This window comes from Amycolatopsis sp. NPDC004772 (assembly GCF_053601215.1).
Map to the genome: position 1 here is coordinate 1 of NZ_JBSGBK010000051.1, position 15,865 is coordinate 15,865.

At 72.9% G+C, this 15,865-nt stretch carries 13 protein-coding genes and 1 riboswitch; of the genes, 11 read left to right on the forward strand and 2 right to left on the reverse strand.

Annotated elements, in window-relative coordinates:
- The first annotated feature begins 173 nt into the window (after window positions 1-173).
- The gene (locus ACWEF6_RS26850) at window positions 174-737 is read left to right on the forward strand and encodes a hypothetical protein (protein ID WP_449685459.1); all 564 of its coding nucleotides are present in this window, start codon (window positions 174-176) and stop codon (window positions 735-737) included.
- Between the two features lie 153 nt (window positions 738-890).
- On the opposite strand, the gene ACWEF6_RS26855 is transcribed toward ACWEF6_RS26850, so the two are convergent.
- The gene (locus ACWEF6_RS26855; RefSeq protein ID WP_449685460.1) at window positions 891-1,637 is read right to left on the reverse strand and encodes an ArsR/SmtB family transcription factor; all 747 of its coding nucleotides are present in this window, start codon (window positions 1,635-1,637) and stop codon (window positions 891-893) included.
- A 64-nt stretch (window positions 1,638-1,701) separates the two neighbouring features.
- Between ACWEF6_RS26855 and ACWEF6_RS26860 the strand changes: the two genes are divergently transcribed.
- From ACWEF6_RS26860 to ACWEF6_RS26905, 10 genes are all read left to right on the forward strand, one after another.
- Entirely contained in the window at window positions 1,702-2,994 is a 1,293-nt protein-coding gene (locus tag ACWEF6_RS26860; protein WP_449685461.1) for an MFS transporter, read from the forward strand.
- A gap of 238 nt (window positions 2,995-3,232) precedes the next feature.
- A complete protein-coding gene (gene ileS / locus ACWEF6_RS26865; protein ID WP_449685462.1) occupies window positions 3,233-6,391 on the forward strand; it encodes an isoleucine--tRNA ligase in 3,159 nt (1,052 codons plus the stop codon).
- Between the two features lie 74 nt (window positions 6,392-6,465).
- Window positions 6,466-8,091: a penicillin-binding transpeptidase domain-containing protein gene (locus ACWEF6_RS26870; RefSeq protein ID WP_449685463.1), complete on the forward strand. Its 1,626-nt coding sequence runs from the start codon at window positions 6,466-6,468 to the stop codon at window positions 8,089-8,091.
- Window positions 8,092-8,170: 79 nt separating this feature from the next.
- Window positions 8,171-8,863, forward strand: coding sequence for an ArsR/SmtB family transcription factor (locus tag ACWEF6_RS26875; RefSeq protein ID WP_449685464.1), 693 nt, complete (start codon window positions 8,171-8,173; stop codon window positions 8,861-8,863).
- Between the two features lie 97 nt (window positions 8,864-8,960).
- Window positions 8,961-10,439, forward strand: a complete 1,479-nt coding sequence (locus tag ACWEF6_RS26880; RefSeq protein ID WP_449685465.1) for a potassium/proton antiporter — start codon at window positions 8,961-8,963, stop codon at window positions 10,437-10,439.
- 77 nt (window positions 10,440-10,516) lie between these two features.
- Window positions 10,517-10,631: riboswitch (SAM riboswitch) on the forward strand.
- A gap of 39 nt (window positions 10,632-10,670) precedes the next feature.
- A complete protein-coding gene (locus ACWEF6_RS26885; protein ID WP_449685466.1) occupies window positions 10,671-11,996 on the forward strand; it encodes an aminotransferase class V-fold PLP-dependent enzyme in 1,326 nt (441 codons plus the stop codon).
- 16 nt (window positions 11,997-12,012) lie between these two features.
- A complete protein-coding gene (locus ACWEF6_RS26890) occupies window positions 12,013-12,597 on the forward strand; it encodes a hypothetical protein (protein ID WP_449685467.1) in 585 nt (194 codons plus the stop codon).
- A gap of 4 nt (window positions 12,598-12,601) precedes the next feature.
- Window positions 12,602-13,198 (forward strand): hypothetical protein, encoded by a 597-nt coding sequence (locus ACWEF6_RS26895; protein WP_449685468.1) that lies wholly within the window; start codon window positions 12,602-12,604, stop codon window positions 13,196-13,198.
- Window positions 13,199-13,275: 77 nt separating this feature from the next.
- Complete coding sequence (gene lspA, locus ACWEF6_RS26900) at window positions 13,276-13,872, forward strand: signal peptidase II (protein ID WP_449685506.1); 597 nt, start codon at window positions 13,276-13,278, stop codon at window positions 13,870-13,872.
- Complete coding sequence (locus ACWEF6_RS26905) at window positions 13,869-14,798, forward strand: RluA family pseudouridine synthase (protein ID WP_285449820.1); 930 nt, start codon at window positions 13,869-13,871, stop codon at window positions 14,796-14,798. Before lspA ends, ACWEF6_RS26905 begins: the two co-directional genes overlap by 4 nt.
- Here ACWEF6_RS26905 and ACWEF6_RS26910 read toward each other — a convergent pair.
- Window positions 14,795-15,826: an AsnC family protein gene (locus ACWEF6_RS26910; RefSeq protein WP_449685469.1), complete on the reverse strand. Its 1,032-nt coding sequence runs from the start codon at window positions 15,824-15,826 to the stop codon at window positions 14,795-14,797. The genes ACWEF6_RS26905 and ACWEF6_RS26910 overlap by 4 nt on opposite strands.
- Between the last annotated feature and the right edge of the window lie 39 nt (window positions 15,827-15,865).

Genomic DNA, 15,865 nt, shown 5'->3' on the forward strand with positions numbered 1-15,865 from the left:
CTATCCCGATCCGCCTGCTCAACCCCCTGGGCCCGCGCGCGTACCGCGCGTGTGTTATTCCTGCGCGGTGCAACCCCCCGATTCTCCGGGGTGTGCCACGGTTCGGAGTCGATCCGGTACCACCCGTGGGCGGGTCGTGGCCCGCTCCCAGGTCGTTCGTGCTGTAATGCAGCGTGCTTTACATCGTGCTGGTCCTGGTACTGGCGGCTCTGGGGTTGCTCGTCACCGCGCTGATCACGGCTTCTTCGCTGTGGGCGTGGGTTTCCATCGGCCTGTCCGTGCTGGCCGGGCTGATCCTGGTCGCCGACTGGCTGCGCCGCCGTCGCCGGTCCGCCACACCCGCGGCCACGCCCGTTGCCGCTTCCGAGCCCGAGCCCGAGCCTGAGCCGGTGCAGGAGGAACAAACCACCCTGATCCCGGCCGCCGGCGACCTGGGTGACCCGGCCGACACGCCCGACCCCGACCCCGAGCCGGCCGACGCTTCAGCCGAGACCGAAACGACCGCCGACGCCGACCCGGGCGTGGAGGACACCCCGGACGCCGACGTCGCGGTCCTGGCCGACCTCGAGGACGAGGTCGTGGTCGTCGACGAGCACCCCCGCTACCACCTCCGCACCTGCGAATGGCTCGGCCCCCGCGACACGATCCCGATCGGCGTCGGCGAGGCCCGCCAGCTCGGCTTCACCCCCTGCGACGTCTGCCGCCCCGACGCCACCCTGGTAGCCGCCCACCGCTGACCCCGTGTCGACCCCCCAATCACGCGTGATGCCCGCCGGATCTCGCGTGATTGAAGCCGGAACCGGCGTGATTGAAGCCGTAACTCGCGAGATCCGGCTTCAGTCACGCGAGTTACGGGCCTGATCACGCGGGAGACGAGTTCCAGCACGACGTCAGGCGGCCAGATTCGCCAGACCGAGGTGGGTTTGCAGGGCCTGCGCACCTTCCGGGGTCAGCCGGAGCGCGCGGTGGGCCTGCGTTCGACGCGTCACCCAGCCCGCGTCGAGGAAGCGCGTGGCCACCGCGGCGCCCAGCGCGCCTGCCAGGTGGTGGCGCTGCTCGCTCCAGTCCAGGCAGAACTTCAGCAGCGGACGGCGTCCGGCCGCCGCAAGAGCCACGTCGACCCCCAGCGAGCCGAACACCGAAGCGGCCGCCGGCCCCAGCGTGTACGGGTGCTCGGCCAGCGGGGCCGAAATCCGGTCGCCGGGACGCCGCCGCGTGTCGGACGCGCCCGCCAGCGCCTCCCGGGCCAGCAACGCCGACGTGACCGCCACCCCGAGCCGCCCGGCCAGGTGGTCGTAGCACGTCCGGGCCGTCCGCAACGCCTCCGCGCGCGTCCCCTCCCGCAACGACGTCACCGGCTGTGACGGCGAACACCGCGCGAGCGTCTCCAGCACCTCCGCAGTCCCCGGACCGGCCAGCCGGTAGAACCGGTGCCGCCCCGACTTCTCCGCGACGACCAGCCCCGCCGAACGTAGCTTCGCCAGGTGCGCGCTGACACCCTGCGCGGACAGCCGGGCCTCGGCGGCCAGCACCGACGCCGCCAGCGCACGGCCGTCGGCCAGCGCGAGCAGCACCCGGACCCGCGCCGGATCCGCGAACAGCGCGGCCGTGCGCGCGATGTCGGCGTCACCTTCCACGCGCCCAGGATGCCCCCGCGACACTTCCACCCAAACGGAAGTGTCCGCGCGGTCCACTGGGGACATGCTCCTGCTCACCATGTGCGCCGGGATGTTCCTGGTGCAGCTGGACGTCACGGTCGTCAACGTCGCCCTGCCCGCCATCGGCACCGGCCTCCACGCCGGCCTCGCGGCGCAGCAGTGGGTGGTGGACGGCTACTCCGTCACCCTGGCCGCGTTCCTGCTCACCGGCGGCGCCCTCGGCGACGTTTTCGGCCACCGCCAGGTCGTCCTGACCGGCTTCGCGCTGTTCGGCGCGGCGTCGGCCGGCTGCGGCCTCGCCGCCACCGCGCCGCTGCTCGTCGCCGCCCGCGCCGGCCAGGGCCTGGGTGCGGCGTTGCTGCTGCCCGGAACGCTCGCCGTGATCACCAACGCCCACCCCGGACACGCCGAGCGCGCGCGGGCCCTCGGCGTCTGGGCCGGCGTCTCGGCCGTCGCCTTGGCCGCGGGCCCGGTGCTCGGCGGCGCCGTCGTCACCGCGGTGGGCTGGCAGCCGGTGTTCTGGCTCAACGTCCCCGTCGTGCTGGCCGCCGCTTTCGCGACGGCACGGCTCGTCCCGCGCGGCGAGCGCGTGCCCGGACGGCGGATCGACGTCGCCGGCGTCGCCACGGCAGCACCCGCCCTCGGGGCCGGTGTCTACGCGGTCATCGCCGGGAGCGTTCCGGCCGCGATGGTGGCGGTCGTCGCGCTGGCCGCGTTCCTCGCGGTCGAACGCCGCTCGCGGGCGCCGATGCTCCCGCTCGACCTCGCCCGGCGGACCCTGCCCGCCACCTTCGTCTCGGCGGCGATGAACTTCGTGGGCATCGGGACGATCCTCGTCCTGACGCTGTACCTGCAGGGCGTCCGGCGGGCCGGCCCCCTGGAAGCCGGGCTCGAGCTGCTGCCGCTGTTCGGCCCGCTTTCGGTGCTGGCGCCGGTCGCGGGCCGGCTGGTCGCCCGGTTCGGGTCGCGGCCGCTGATGGTGGCCGGGCTTTCGCTCGGCGCCCTCGGCATGCTGAACCTGGTGCTCCTCGACGAAAACAGCGGCTATCCGGCGCTCCTGCCGACGTTGCTCGGGCTCGGCATCGGCATGGGCCTGCTGACCACCGCCGTGGTGACGGCCGCGGTCAGCGGCGTCCCGGCCGAGCGCGCGGGCGTCGCCGGCGGCATCAACAACGCGGCCCGCCAAGCGGGTGGCGCGCTCGGGGTGGCGGTGCTCGGCGCGGTGTCGGGCCGGGGACTGCCCGTGGTCGGCGTCATCGCGGCGGCGTTGTGGCTGGTCGCGATCGGCGTGACCGTACGTGGCCCTCGTGACAACCCGGTTGCGCGGGCCGGTTAACCTGGTAGGCAACACGGCGTCGATCCGGCCATCACCGGGGAGCCTCCGGAAGAACCGAGCGTCACGCTCTCAGTAGAACCGGACGGGTGCGGCCCGTGACAGCCGTCGAATGAGCGGCCCGGGAGCACCTGCCGGGCAAGCGGGGTGGTACCGCGGAACGCCGAAAGTGTTTCGTCCCCGTGTGGGTGACCGGGAGCCCGGTCGTCCGTACGCGAGAGACGAACCGAGGAGCACCCGGATGTACCCCCAGGCCCAGCTTGGCGACGGCGCAGGAGTCCCGTCGCAGCCGTCGTTCCCCGCCCTGGAGAAGCAGGTCCTCGCCTACTGGGAGAGCGACCGGACCTTCCAGGCGACGATCGACGCGCGCCCCGCGGGCGAGAAGGGCGACAACGAGTACGTCTTCTACGACGGCCCGCCCTTCGCCAACGGCCTGCCGCACTACGGTCACCTGCTCACCGGGTACGTCAAGGACCTGGTGCCGCGCTACCAGACCATGAAGGGCCACAAGGTCGAGCGCCGCTTCGGCTGGGACACCCACGGCCTGCCCGCCGAGCTCGAAGCGATGCGCCAGCTCGGCATCACCGAGACGTCCGAGATCGAAGAGATGGGCATCGCGAAGTTCAACGCGGCTTCGCAGGAGTCCGTCCTCCGCTACACCGACGAGTGGCGCGAGTACGTCACCCGCCAGGCCCGCTGGGTCGACTTCGACAACGACTACAAGACCCTCGACGTCACCTACATGGAGTCGGTGCTGTGGGCGTTCAAACGCCTGTGGGACAAGGGACTCGTCTACGAGGGCTACCGCGTCCTGCCGTACTGCTGGCGCGACGCGACGCCGCTGTCGAACCACGAGCTCGGCATGGACTCCGACGTCTACCGCAACCGCCAGGACCCGGCCGTCACCGTCGGTTTCCGCTTGGAGGGCAACGGGAACGACCTCGACGGCACGTACCTGCTCATCTGGACGACGACGCCGTGGACGCTGCCGTCGAACCTCGCCACGGCCGTGCACCCGGACGTCCAGTACGTCGTCGTCGAGCACGACGGCAAGCGGTTCCTGCTCGCCGAAGCGCGGGTGGCCGCGTACGCGCGTGAGCTCGGCGAGGAGCCGACGGTCGTCGCGCACTACACCGGCACGCAGTTGCTCGGAACCCGTTACGCCCCACCGTTCCCGTACTTCACCGGCACCGAGAACGCCCACCAGGTGCTGGCCGCCGACTACGTCACCACCGACGACGGCACCGGGGTCGTCCACATCGCCCCCGCCTACGGTGCCGACGACAAGCTCGTCACCGACGCCGCCGGCATCCCGCCGGTCACGCCGGTCGACGCGCACGGCAAGTTCGACGCCACCGTGCCGGACTACGAGGGCCAGCAGGTCTTCGACGCCAACCCGAACATCGTGCGGGACCTCAAGAACGGCACCGGATCCGCGGCGCGGCAGGGCGCCGTGCTGCTGCGGCACGAGACCTACGACCACAGCTACCCGCACTGCTGGCGCTGCCGGAACCCGCTGATCTACCGCGCGGTCTCGTCGTGGTTCGTCGCGGTGACGCAGTTCAAGGACCGGATGGTCGAGCTCAACCAGCAGATCACCTGGTACCCGGAGAACGTCAAGGACGGCCAGTTCGGGAAATGGCTGGAGAACGCCATCGACTGGTCGATCTCCCGCAACCGGTACTTCGGCACGCCGATCCCGGTGTGGCAGTCCGACGACCCGGCGTACCCGCGCACCGACGTCTACGGCTCGCTCGACGAGCTGGAGGCGGACTTCGGCGTGCGGCTGGACAACCTGCACCGGCCCTACATCGACGAGCTGACCCGGCCGAACCCGGACGACCCGACGGGCGCGTCGACCATGCGCCGCGTCCCGGACGTCCTCGACGTCTGGTTCGACTCGGGCTCGATGCCCTACGCCCAGGTGCACTACCCGTTCGAGAACGCCGAGTGGTTCGAGCACCACTACCCGAGCGACTTCATCGTCGAGTACATCGGGCAGACGCGCGGCTGGTTCTACCTGCTGCACGTGCTGGCGACGGCGCTGTTCGACCGGCCGGCGTTCCGCACCTGCGTCTCGCACGGCATCGTGCTGGGCTCCGACGGCGCGAAGATGTCCAAGTCGCTGCGCAACTACCCGGACGTCAACGAGGTCTTCGAGCGCGACGGCTCCGACGCCATGCGCTGGTACCTGATGGCGAGCCCGATCCTGCGCGGCGGCAACCTCGTCGTCACCGACAAGGGCATCCGCGACGCCGTCCGCCAGGCCGTGCTCCCGCTGTGGAACTCGTACTACTTCCTCGCGCTGTACGCGAACGCCGAAGGCGTGGAAGGCAAGTGGCGCACCGATTCGGCGAACGTCCTCGACCGGTACGTCCTGGCGAAGACGCACGAACTGGTCACCGACGTCGAGTACGCGATGGACAACTACGACGTCGCGGGCGCGTGCCAGACCGTCCGGGACTTCCTCGAAGTCCTGACGAACTGGTACGTGCGCCGCTCGCGCGACCGCTTCTGGGCGGGCGAGGCGGACGCGATCGACACGCTGCACACGGTGCTGGAGGTGACGTCCCGGGTCGCGGCGCCGCTGCTGCCGCTGACCACCGAGGTCGTCTGGCGCGGGCTCACCGGCGGCCGTTCGGTGCACCTGACCGACTGGCCGAACGCCAACGACCTGCCCGCGGACGCGGCGCTGGTCACCGCGATGGACCGGGTGCGGCAGGTGGCGTCGTCGGCGCTGTCGCTGCGGAAGGCGAACAAGCTGCGCGTGCGGCTGCCGCTGTCGTCGCTGGTCGTGGCGGCCGAGGACGCCGCTTCGCTGGCGCCGTTCGCCGACATCCTGCGCGACGAGGTGAACGTCAAGGCGGTCGAGCTGACCACCGACGTCGCCGCGCACGGCGGGTTCGAGGTCGCGGTCAACGCCCGCGCCGCCGGCCCGCGCCTGGGCAAGGACGTCCAGACGGTGATCAAGGCCGTCAAGGCGGGGGACTGGTCGTTCCAGGGCGGCGCCGTGGTCGCGGCCGGGATCGCCCTCCAGGAAGGCGAGTTCGAACGCCGGCTGGTCGCCAAGGGCGGCGGCGCGGCGGCGGAACTGCCCGGCGGGTCCGGCCTGGTCCTGATCGACACCGAGGTGACGCCGGAACTGGCGGCCGAAGGCCTGGTCCGCGACCTGGTCCGGGTCGTGCAGCAGGCCCGCCGCGACGCCGGGCTCGACGTCGCCGACCGGATCGCGCTGACCGTCGACGCGCCGGACGACGTCGTGGCGGCGGCCCGGACGCACGAGGAGTTCCTCGCGTCGGAGACCCTCGCCACGTCGGTGACCCACGGCCCGGCCGGCGAGGGCTTCGCCGGCACGGTCGGGGACGGCACGAAGGTCACGGTGTCGGTCGCGAAATCATGATTGTCGGGGGTGGCCGGTAGGGTGCAGACTCGACCGGCCACCCACGGGTGGCTCCTTGGGGGAGGGGAACCGGAATGAGCCCTGGCAAGAGACGCGGCATCCTGATCGGTGGCGCGCTGCTGGTCGTCGTGGTCGTGGTGGCCGCGTTCTTCCTGCTCAACAGCGGGGGATCGACCCCGGAGGCCGCCACCGGCGCGACCACCGTGGAGAGCCCGGGCGCGCTCGACCCGAACACGGCGATCACCGAGTACCTGCAGGATCTTTCCGAGAACAACCCGGATGCGGCGGGCCGGCTGACCGACGACAACGCGGCCGCCGCGGTCGCGCTGCGGGCCACCCGGAACACGCTGAACCCGACGTCGGTGGCCGCCAAGCTGACCGTCCTGCAGCCGTCCCCGGCCGGGGAGAACCGGACGGGCGGCACGTTCAGCATGTCCTGGACGCTGAAGCCGGGGCAGGTCTGGACCTACGACGTGCCGTTCGAGCTCGTGCGGAGCAGCGGGAAGTGGCTGGTGCACTGGGCGCCGTCGCTGCTGCACCCGAAGCTCGAGGCGGGCCAGCGGCTGGTGATCAGCACGGCCGCGCAGGACACGGTCGCGGTCGCCGACCGGGACGGCAAACCGCTGGTGATCAGCGGGGCCGGCGGCCCGCGGATGGCGGACGGCAACCCGGCGCCGCTGCTGCGCTCGGCGTTCGTCGGCCAGGTGACGGCCGCGGCCGGCAGCGGGTTCGCCGTCGAACGCGTCGACGGCGGCGGCAAGAGCCTCGAGCGGCTGTACGGGAAGACGTCGGACGCCGGCGCGAAGCCGCTCGTGGCGAGCCTGAGCCTGGCCGCGCAGAACGCCGCCCAGGCCGCGGTGGACGGCTACCAGGGATCGGCGATGCTCGTCGCCCTCGACACGGGCTCGGGGGACATCCTCGCGGTCGCGCAGAACGCTGCGGCCGGGAACTCGCCGAAGGCGCTCAACGGCCTGTACGAGCCGGGGTCGTCGTTCAAGATCGCGACGTCGGTGGCGGCGGTCCAGCAGAGCGGCCTGAACGCGGGGTCGCCGGTCGACTGCCCGGGCGTCGCGACGATCGGCACGCGGACGGTCAAGAACGAGGGCTTCGAGCTGGGCGCGACGAACCTCCAGACGGCGTTCGCCCGCTCCTGCAACACGACGTTCGGCCAGCTCGCGCTCGCCCTGCCCGCGGACGGGCTGAAGAAGGCGGCCGACGAACTGGGCCTCAACGCCGACTACGACATCCCCGGGATCAAGACCGAGCTGGGCAAGGTCGAGCCCGCGGCGAGCAAGGACGAGCAGGTCGAGGACGGGTTCGGCCAGGGCCGCATCCAGGCCAGCGCCCTCGGCGGCACGCTGATGGCGGCCACGGTCGCGACGGGCAAGGCGATCACGCCCCGGCTGTGGCACGACCTGGAGACCTCGGTCGTCAAGGGCTACTCCCCGCCGCCTTCGTCAGTGCTCGGGGAGGTGCGGAAGATGATGCACGCGGTGGTGACCAGCGGCACCGGCCGCGCGGCGGCGTCGGCGGGCAACGTCTTCGGCAAGACGGGCACGGCCCAGTTCGGCGACGGCTCGAACGCCACGGGCTGGTTCGTCGGGTACCGCGGCAGCACCGCCTTCGCCGTGGTCCTCGAAAAGTCGAACGACTCCGGCCCGGCCGTCCAGCTGGCCGCCAAGTTCCTCAAGGCCCTCTGACCGGACGACACGCGTGTCGTCCGGCTGGGTACGCGAAGGTTCGGCCGGGGCCGAAGGGTCGGGGCCGTAGCGTGGGGGCATGGAGACGATCGCGCTGGCCGAGGTGGCCGCGGTGCTCGCCGACCCGAGCCGGGCCACCATGTGCCTCGTGCTGCTGGACGGGCGGGCCTGGACCGTCGGCGAGCTCGCGAAGGCCGCCGGGATCGCGCTTTCGACGGCCAGCGAGCACGTCAGCCGGCTGGCCGGTGCCGGCTTCGTCGCCCGCGTCAAGCAGGGGCGGGCCAGCTACGTCCGGATCGCCGACCCGCGCGTCGCCGAGCTGATCGAGCACCTGGCCCAGCACGCCGAACACCGGCCCGTGACCAGCCTCAAATCTTCTCTGCGCGCACGACGGCTCGGCTTCGCCCGGACTTGCTACGACCATCTCGCCGGCGAGCTCGGCGTCGCCCTCCGCGAGGGCATGCTCGCCACCGGCCTGGTCGACACCGCCGCCGGGCTGGCGCTGACCCCGCGCGGCCGCGACGTCCTGGCGGCTCTCGGCGTCCCCGTGGCGGCCGGGCGGCGGCCGCTGCTGCGGGACTGTCTGGATTGGACGGAGCGCCGCGACCACCTCGCCGGCGCCCTGCCCGCCGCGCTGCTCGAGCGGGCGGTCGACGCCGGCTGGGTGGCCCGGGACGGCCACCGCGCGGTCAAGGTGCTGCCGGCGGCGGGGGAGCCGTTCGCCGCGCTCGGTGTCGATCTCGACGCGCTCGGTGGTGGTGCGGCGCCTTAACACACCGGGTGTCCGGCGCTGGGCAGCGGTACACGAACGAGTTAACCCACGCGCCTCACTATTCTGAGGGCCCCACGGCACTCGGGAGGAGGCGGGCATGGACCAGCTTCCCGTGCTGCTCGGCGTCGGCGGCGTCGTCCTCCTCGCGTCCGTGCTGGCCGTGCGCGTGTCGATCCGGCTGGGCCTGCCCTCGCTGCTGCTGTACCTGGGGATCGGCGTCCTGCTGGGGGAAGCCGGCTTCGGCATCCGGTTCGACAACCCCGGCCTGACCCAGTCGCTCGGCCTCGCCGCCCTCGTCATGATCCTCGCCGAAGGCGGGCTGACCACCCGGTGGTCGGCGGTGAAACCCGCGCTGGGCCGGGGGATCGCACTGTCCACAGTGGCCGTTGTGGTCAGCATTGCGGCCACCGGCGCGGCCCTGCACTGGCTGCTGGGCCTCGACTGGCGGCTCGCGCTGCTGTGGGGCGCGGTGCTCGCCTCGACCGACGCGGCCGCGGTGTTCTCGGTGCTGCGCACGGCCGGGATCGGCAAACGGCTCACCGGCGCGCTCGAACTCGAGTCGGGCATCAACGACGCACCGGCCTACATCGCCGTCGTGGTGCTGGCCGAAGGCACCACTGTGGACTGGACGCTGCCGCTGCTGGTGGTCTACGAGCTGACGGCCGGCCTGGTCATCGGCCTCGCCTTCGGCTGGCTCGGCGGGATCGCGCTGCGCCGGGCCGCGCTGCCGGCGACCGGCCTCTACCCGCTGGCCACGGTCGCGGTGTGCGTCGTCGCCTACTCGTCCGGGCAGCTGCTGCACGCGTCCGGGCTGCTCGCCACCTACGTCGCCGCGCTGGTGCTCGGCAATTCGCGGCTGCCGCACCGGTCGGACACGCTCTCGTTCGCCGAAGGCCTGGGCTGGCTGGCCCAGATCGGCCTGTTCGTACTGCTCGGGCTGTTCGCCTCGCCGGGCCGGCTGCTCGACGCGATCGTGCCGGGCCTGGTCGCGGGCGCGGTCGTGCTGCTGCTGGCGCGGCCGGTCTCGGTGGTGCTGTCGATGCTGCCGTTCCGCCTGCCGTGGCGGGAACAGGTGTTCCTGTCGTGGGCCGGGCTGCGCGGCGCGGTGCCGATCGTGCTCGCCATGATCCCGCTGTCGCAGGGCCTGCCGGGCGCGCAACGGCTGGTCGACGCGGTGTTCGTGCTGGTCATCGTGCTGACGCTGGTCCAGGGGGCGACGCTCGGCCCGCTCGCCCGCACGCTCGGGCTGGCCAAGAAGTCCGAAGCGCACGAAATAGAGGTCGACTCCGCGCCGCTGGACGAGCTCGGCGCCGAACTGCTGCAGGTCCGGATCCAGCCGGGGTCGAAGATGCACGGCGTGTACCTGTCCGAGCTGCGCCTGCCGGTCGGCGCGACGATCAGCCTGGTCGTCCGCGACGGCGCCGGGTTCACCCCGCAGAAGACCAGCCGGCTGCAGGAGAACGACCAGCTCCTGGTCGTCACGACGAGCGCGGTCCGCGACGCGGTCGAACGCCGGCTGCGCGCCGTCGACCGGGCCGGCCGCCTGGCCCGCTGGAAGGGCGAATCCGGCCGCTGAGCACGCTCTGTGACCGGCGTCTCAGAATGTGCGACGGGGGTTGGCGCCCGGACGCGCTCTCGGTTACCTTCGAACCAGGTCATGAGTGCCAGCGCGAAGCCCCGGCTTGCTGGCCGGCAACCCTCCTACCGCGGTGGGGTGCCCCGGGTGAAGACCGGGCCGGTCGCGCCGTGCGACGGGCAAGCGCGGGCCCCTCGCCGGGGTCCCCCGGATCGCCGAGGAGGCACCCCGATGACTCTCGCCATCGACCGCACCCAGCTCGAAGCCCCCGCCGTTCCCGCTGTCGCCGGGGCGTCGCTGCGGGTCCCGCTGGTCACCGGCGGGGACATCGGCTACGCCAACCTCGACCACGCCGCGAGCGCCCCCTGCCTCGACGCCGTCCGCGCGAAGGTCGACGAGTTCCTGCCCTGGTACGCCAGCGTCCACCGCGGCGCCGGCTTCGCGTCGCAGGTCTCCACCAAGCTCTACGAGCGCACCCGCGACGTCCTGCGCCGCTTCGTCGACGCGCGGCGGACCGACACCGTCGTCTTCACCCGCAACACCACCGACGCCTTCAACCTCCTCGCCCGCAGCCTTCCCCGGCACACCACGGTGATCGTGTTCGACACCGAGCACCACGCCGCGCTCCTGCCGTGGCAGGGACCGAACGTCCGGCGGATCCCGACGCCGCGCACCCGCCTCGCCGCGGTGTCCGCTGTGGACGAAGCACTCGCCGAAGCCCCGCAGGGCCCGCGGCTGGTCGTCGTCACCGGGGCGTCCAATGTGACCGGTGAACTGCTCCCGGTGGCGGAAATCGCCGCCGTGGCGCGCAAACACGGCGCTCGCATCGCTCTCGACGCCGCCCAGCTGGCCCCGCACCGCCGGATTTCGCTCAAGGAACTCGACGTCGACTACGTCGCGTTGTCCGGCCACAAGTTGTACGCGCCCTTCGGTGCGGGCGCGCTGATCGGCCGTGCCGACTGGCTGCGCGCGGCCCGCCCGTACCTCGCCGGCGGCGGTGCGACCAAGCTCGTCACCGAAGACGCCGTCGTCTGGAACACCGGCCCGGAGCGCCACGAAGCCGGCTCGCCCAACACCGTCGGCGTGTACGCGCTCGGCGTCGCGTGCGAGACCCTCGGCGAAAACTGGGCCGCGATCGAAGACCACGAGCAGGCCCTGCTCGCCCGGCTGCGCAAGGGCCTCGAGAGCATCCCCGGCTGCGCCGAGCTGCGGCTGTTCGACGCGCCGGTCGACCGGGTCGGCACGGTCAGCTTCGTCGTCGACGGCTTCGACCCCGGCTGGCTCGCCGCGGTCCTGTCCGCCGAGTACGGCATCGGCGTCCGCGACGGCGCCTTCTGCGCCCACATCGCGGCCAAGCGCCTGATCGGCGTCACCGGCGGCGAGGGGCAGCAGGCGGTCCGCGTCAGCCTCGGCCTCGGCAGCACCGAGGAACACGTCGACCGCGTGCTGCTGGCGCTGCGCCAGATCGTCGCCCGCGGAGCCCGCTGGGAGTACGCGAAGGTGGACGGCCGCTGGGCCCCGGTGGGCGACCCGCGCGAGCTGCCGCCGTTCTGCTGAGCGCTAGCCTGGGCCGATGGGGAGAGGGCCGCGTTTCTGGTTTCCGCTGGCACTGCTGGGGTTCGCGGAGATCGGCCTGGCGGCGGCGCAGTTGCTGGCGCGCCGCAGCCGGGCCCAAGCCGAGGCCGCGAACCTCCTGCTCCGGCCGGCCACGCCGGCATCCCCTCGCCTGCAGTTCCTGACCCAGGACGAGTTCTACGCCCTGGGCCCGGGCCTGCCGACCGAGATCGCGTGGCTGATCGCGCTCGGCGTGGTCGTCACCGGCACGGCCATCTGGTACGCGCTCGCGCTGCGGCCCGTCCGCACCGCCCGGTTCGTCCTCGGCACGGTCGCCGCGCTGCTCGCCGTCCCCCTGCTCGACCTGGTCGGATCGTGGCAGTTCCGGCTCGACGACACCCTGCGCGGCCCGCTCCTGGCCACGCTCGGCCTGCTGCTGCTCGCCGCGTACGAGCGCAGCCGGTTCGTCCTGCTCACGGCGGCGGCGTTCGCGCTGGTCGCCGTGGTGCTTTCGGCGGACATGGCGGGCGTGCTGGGGTCCGCGGCCATCCTGCTCGCCGCCGCCTTCGCCGCCCTGCTGCGGCCGAAGCCCCGGATAGGCTGACCCGATGGGGAGTCCGCGGAGGGCCTGGTTCCCGTTGGCCGCACTGGGGTTCGCGCTGCTCGTGATGGTGGCCGTCGCACTGGTCCCGGACCGCCCCGAGAGCACGCTCGGGTACCAGCGGTTGCACGGCTCCGCGACCAACGAGCTCAACGGCACCGGCCTGGCGAGCGAGCAGCGAGCGATCGCCGTCGCCGTCGACGTGGTGCCCTCGGCGCGGCTCGGCTGGCTCGCCGGCCTCGCCTGCGTGGTCCTCGCCGTCGCCGCCTGGTACTGGCGGCAGCTGCGGCCGCCGCGTCCCGGCCGGTTCCTGCTCGGCACGCTCGGGGCGCTGGCCGCCGTCCCGCTGCTCGACCTGGCCGGCGCCCTCCAGTTCCGGCTCGACGGCGACGTCCGCGGCCCGCTGCTCGCGGCGTTGGGCCTCCTGGTGCTGGCCGGCTACGAACGCAGCTGGTCGCTCCTGGCCGTCGCCGCGGTGTTCACGCTGGTCACGACGCTGTTCCTGCCACCGGTGGCCGGCGCGCTCGCCGCGGCGGGCGTCCTGTTCGCGGCCGCCTTCGCCGTGCTCCTGCGGCCGCGTCCGGACGGGCCCGCCACCGCCTGACCAGCGCCGTGGACAATGGACCGGTGAGCACCGAGCCCAGCCACTCCGAGCCCGACACCGCCGCGCCCGCCGAGGCGGTGCCCGATCCGGCCGCCGACGCGCCCGAGAACCCGGAGGTGCCGGCGAAGCCGCTGCTGCCGAAGCGGCGGGTCGGCTGGGTCTTCGCGGTCGCCGTCGTGTTCTGGGCGATCGACCTGGTGTCGAAGAACCTGGTCGTCGCCAACCTGGAGGGCAAGGAGCCGGTCAAGGTCCTCGGCGGGCTGATCTACCTGCAGGTGATCCGCAACCCCGGCGCCGCCTTCTCGATGGCCACCGGCATGACCTGGGTGCTCGCCCTGGTCGCGCTCGCCGTGGTCATCGCGATCGTCTGGCTGTCGCGGCGGCTGCGCTCGATCGGCTGGGCGATCGGCCTCGGCCTGGTGCTCGCCGGCGCCACCGGCAACCTGACCGACCGCATCTTCCGCGCGCCCGGTGGGCTGCAGGGCCACGTCGTCGACTTCATCTCGGCCTTCGCCCCCAACGGCAAGGGCTTCGCGATCTTCAACATCGCCGACTCCGCGATCTGCGTCGGCGGCGCCCTGATCGTCCTGCTGTCCCTGCTGGGCAAGGACTACGACGGCACGTCGACGAAGGACAAGAAGAAGGCCGAGCAGCAGCAGGAGGAGCAGGCGTGAGTTCGCGGATGCTCCCGGTGCCCGACGGGCTCGACGGGATGCGGGTCGACGCCGGCCTGGCCAAGCTGCTCGGGCTGTCCCGCACGGTCGTCGCCGAGCTCGCCGAGTCCGGGGACGTGCTGCTCGACGGCCGTCCCGCGGGCAAGTCCGACCGCCTGTCCGGCGGCGGGCTGCTGGAGATCACCCTGCCGGAGCCGGCGAACCCGGTCGAGGTCGTCGCGCAGCCGGTCGAAGGCATGCAGATCCTGCACGACGACGACGACATCGTGGTGATCTCGAAGCCGGTCGGCGTCGCGGTGCACCCGAGCCCGGGCTGGACCGGCCCCACCGTCGTCGGCGGCCTCGCCGCGGCCGGCCTGCGGATCGCGACGTCGGGCGCGGCCGAGCGCCAGGGCGTGGTCCACCGGCTCGACGCGGGCACCACCGGCGTCATGGTGGTGGCCAAGAGCGAGCACGCCTACACCGTGCTCAAGCGCGCGTTCAAGGAGCGCACGGTCGACAAGGGCTACCACGCGATCGTCCAGGGCCACCCGGACCCGACGCGCGGCACGATCGACGCCCCGATCGACCGCCACCCGCGCCACGACTACAAGTTCGCGGTGGTCCAGGGCGGCCGCCCCAGCGTGACGCACTACGAGGTCGTCGAGGCGTTCCGGGCGGCGTCGCTCGCGCACATCAAGCTGGAAACCGGGCGGACGCACCAGATCCGCGTCCACTTCTCGGCGCTGCGGCACCCCTGCGTCGGCGACCTGACCTACGGCGCCGACCCGGTCCTGGCCCGCCACCTCGGCCTGAGCCGGCAGTGGCTGCACGCGAAGACCCTGGCCTTCGCCCACCCCGCGGACGGCCGCTGGGTCGAGTTCGAGTCGGAGTACCCGGACGACCTGGCGAAGGCCCTGGAAATCCTGCGCGACGAGAGCTATTAGTCCTCGATCGACCAGGTGAGGGTGCGCTCGTCCGGCTCCGGCCGCGGGCTCCAGCGCACCGAGACGACGCGGGTGGCGTCCGGCAGCACGTACACCGTGTGGCCGCCCAGCGTCTCGCCCGGTTTGACGCCGATCTTGTGCGGCGGCCGGGACGTCAGCGACACCGGTGCCTTGCCGATCGCCTGACCGTCGGCGGCGAGCAGTTCGAGGTAGTTGTCCGGCAGTGACGCGAACGGGATCGACCCGCGGTTGGTGATCTCGGTGTGCACCACGACCGCGCGTTCGCCGTCCTCCAGGCGGTAGCCGGCCGCGCTGAACAGGTAGTCGGCCGGGTCCTGGACCTCCAGGAGCTGCACCGACAGCTGCTCGCCCTCCAGGCCCTGGGTCTCCATGACCTCGCCGAGCCGGCCCTGCTTGCCGGCCGCGGGCCCGCTGGTCCGCGCGGGTTCGTCGCCGCGGGCCCACGACGCCGTCTGCGGGACGCCCCAGGTGCTCACGGCCGGGTCGAGCGGCACCGGCGGCGGCGTGAACGGCCGGGGCGGGCGCGGTGGTTGCTGCTGCTGGGGCGGCGGGCCCGGGTAGCGGCCGGACGGCGTGCCCTGGACGTTGTACGGCCCCGAGGGTGCCCCTTGCACGGTGTACGGCCCCGAGGGCGCGCCTTGGACGTTGTACGGCCCGGAAGGAGCGCCCTGGACGGTGTACGGCCCCGAAGGCGTCCCCTGGACCGGCGGCGGCATCGGCGGCATCGGCGGCTGCGAAGGCACCGGCTGCGAAGGCGGCGGGAACTGCTGCTGCGGCGGTCGGTTCGCCCACGACGGCGGCGCCCCGGCGATGGCCGCGCGCAGGCCGTTCGGGTCGCTTTCGACGCCGACGAGCAGGGGGAGCCCGCTGCCGGAGAGGGCGACCAGCCGGTAGGCGACCTCGCGGGGGTCCATGCCGACCTTGGCCGCCAGCTCGTGCACCGCCGCCTTGCCGAGGTCGGCGAGCGCGGCGAGCAGGCGGGTATCCACGGGATCGGTCACGGCCACCTGAAGAACGCTACCTCCTGGCCGATCCGCGGCGCCGCA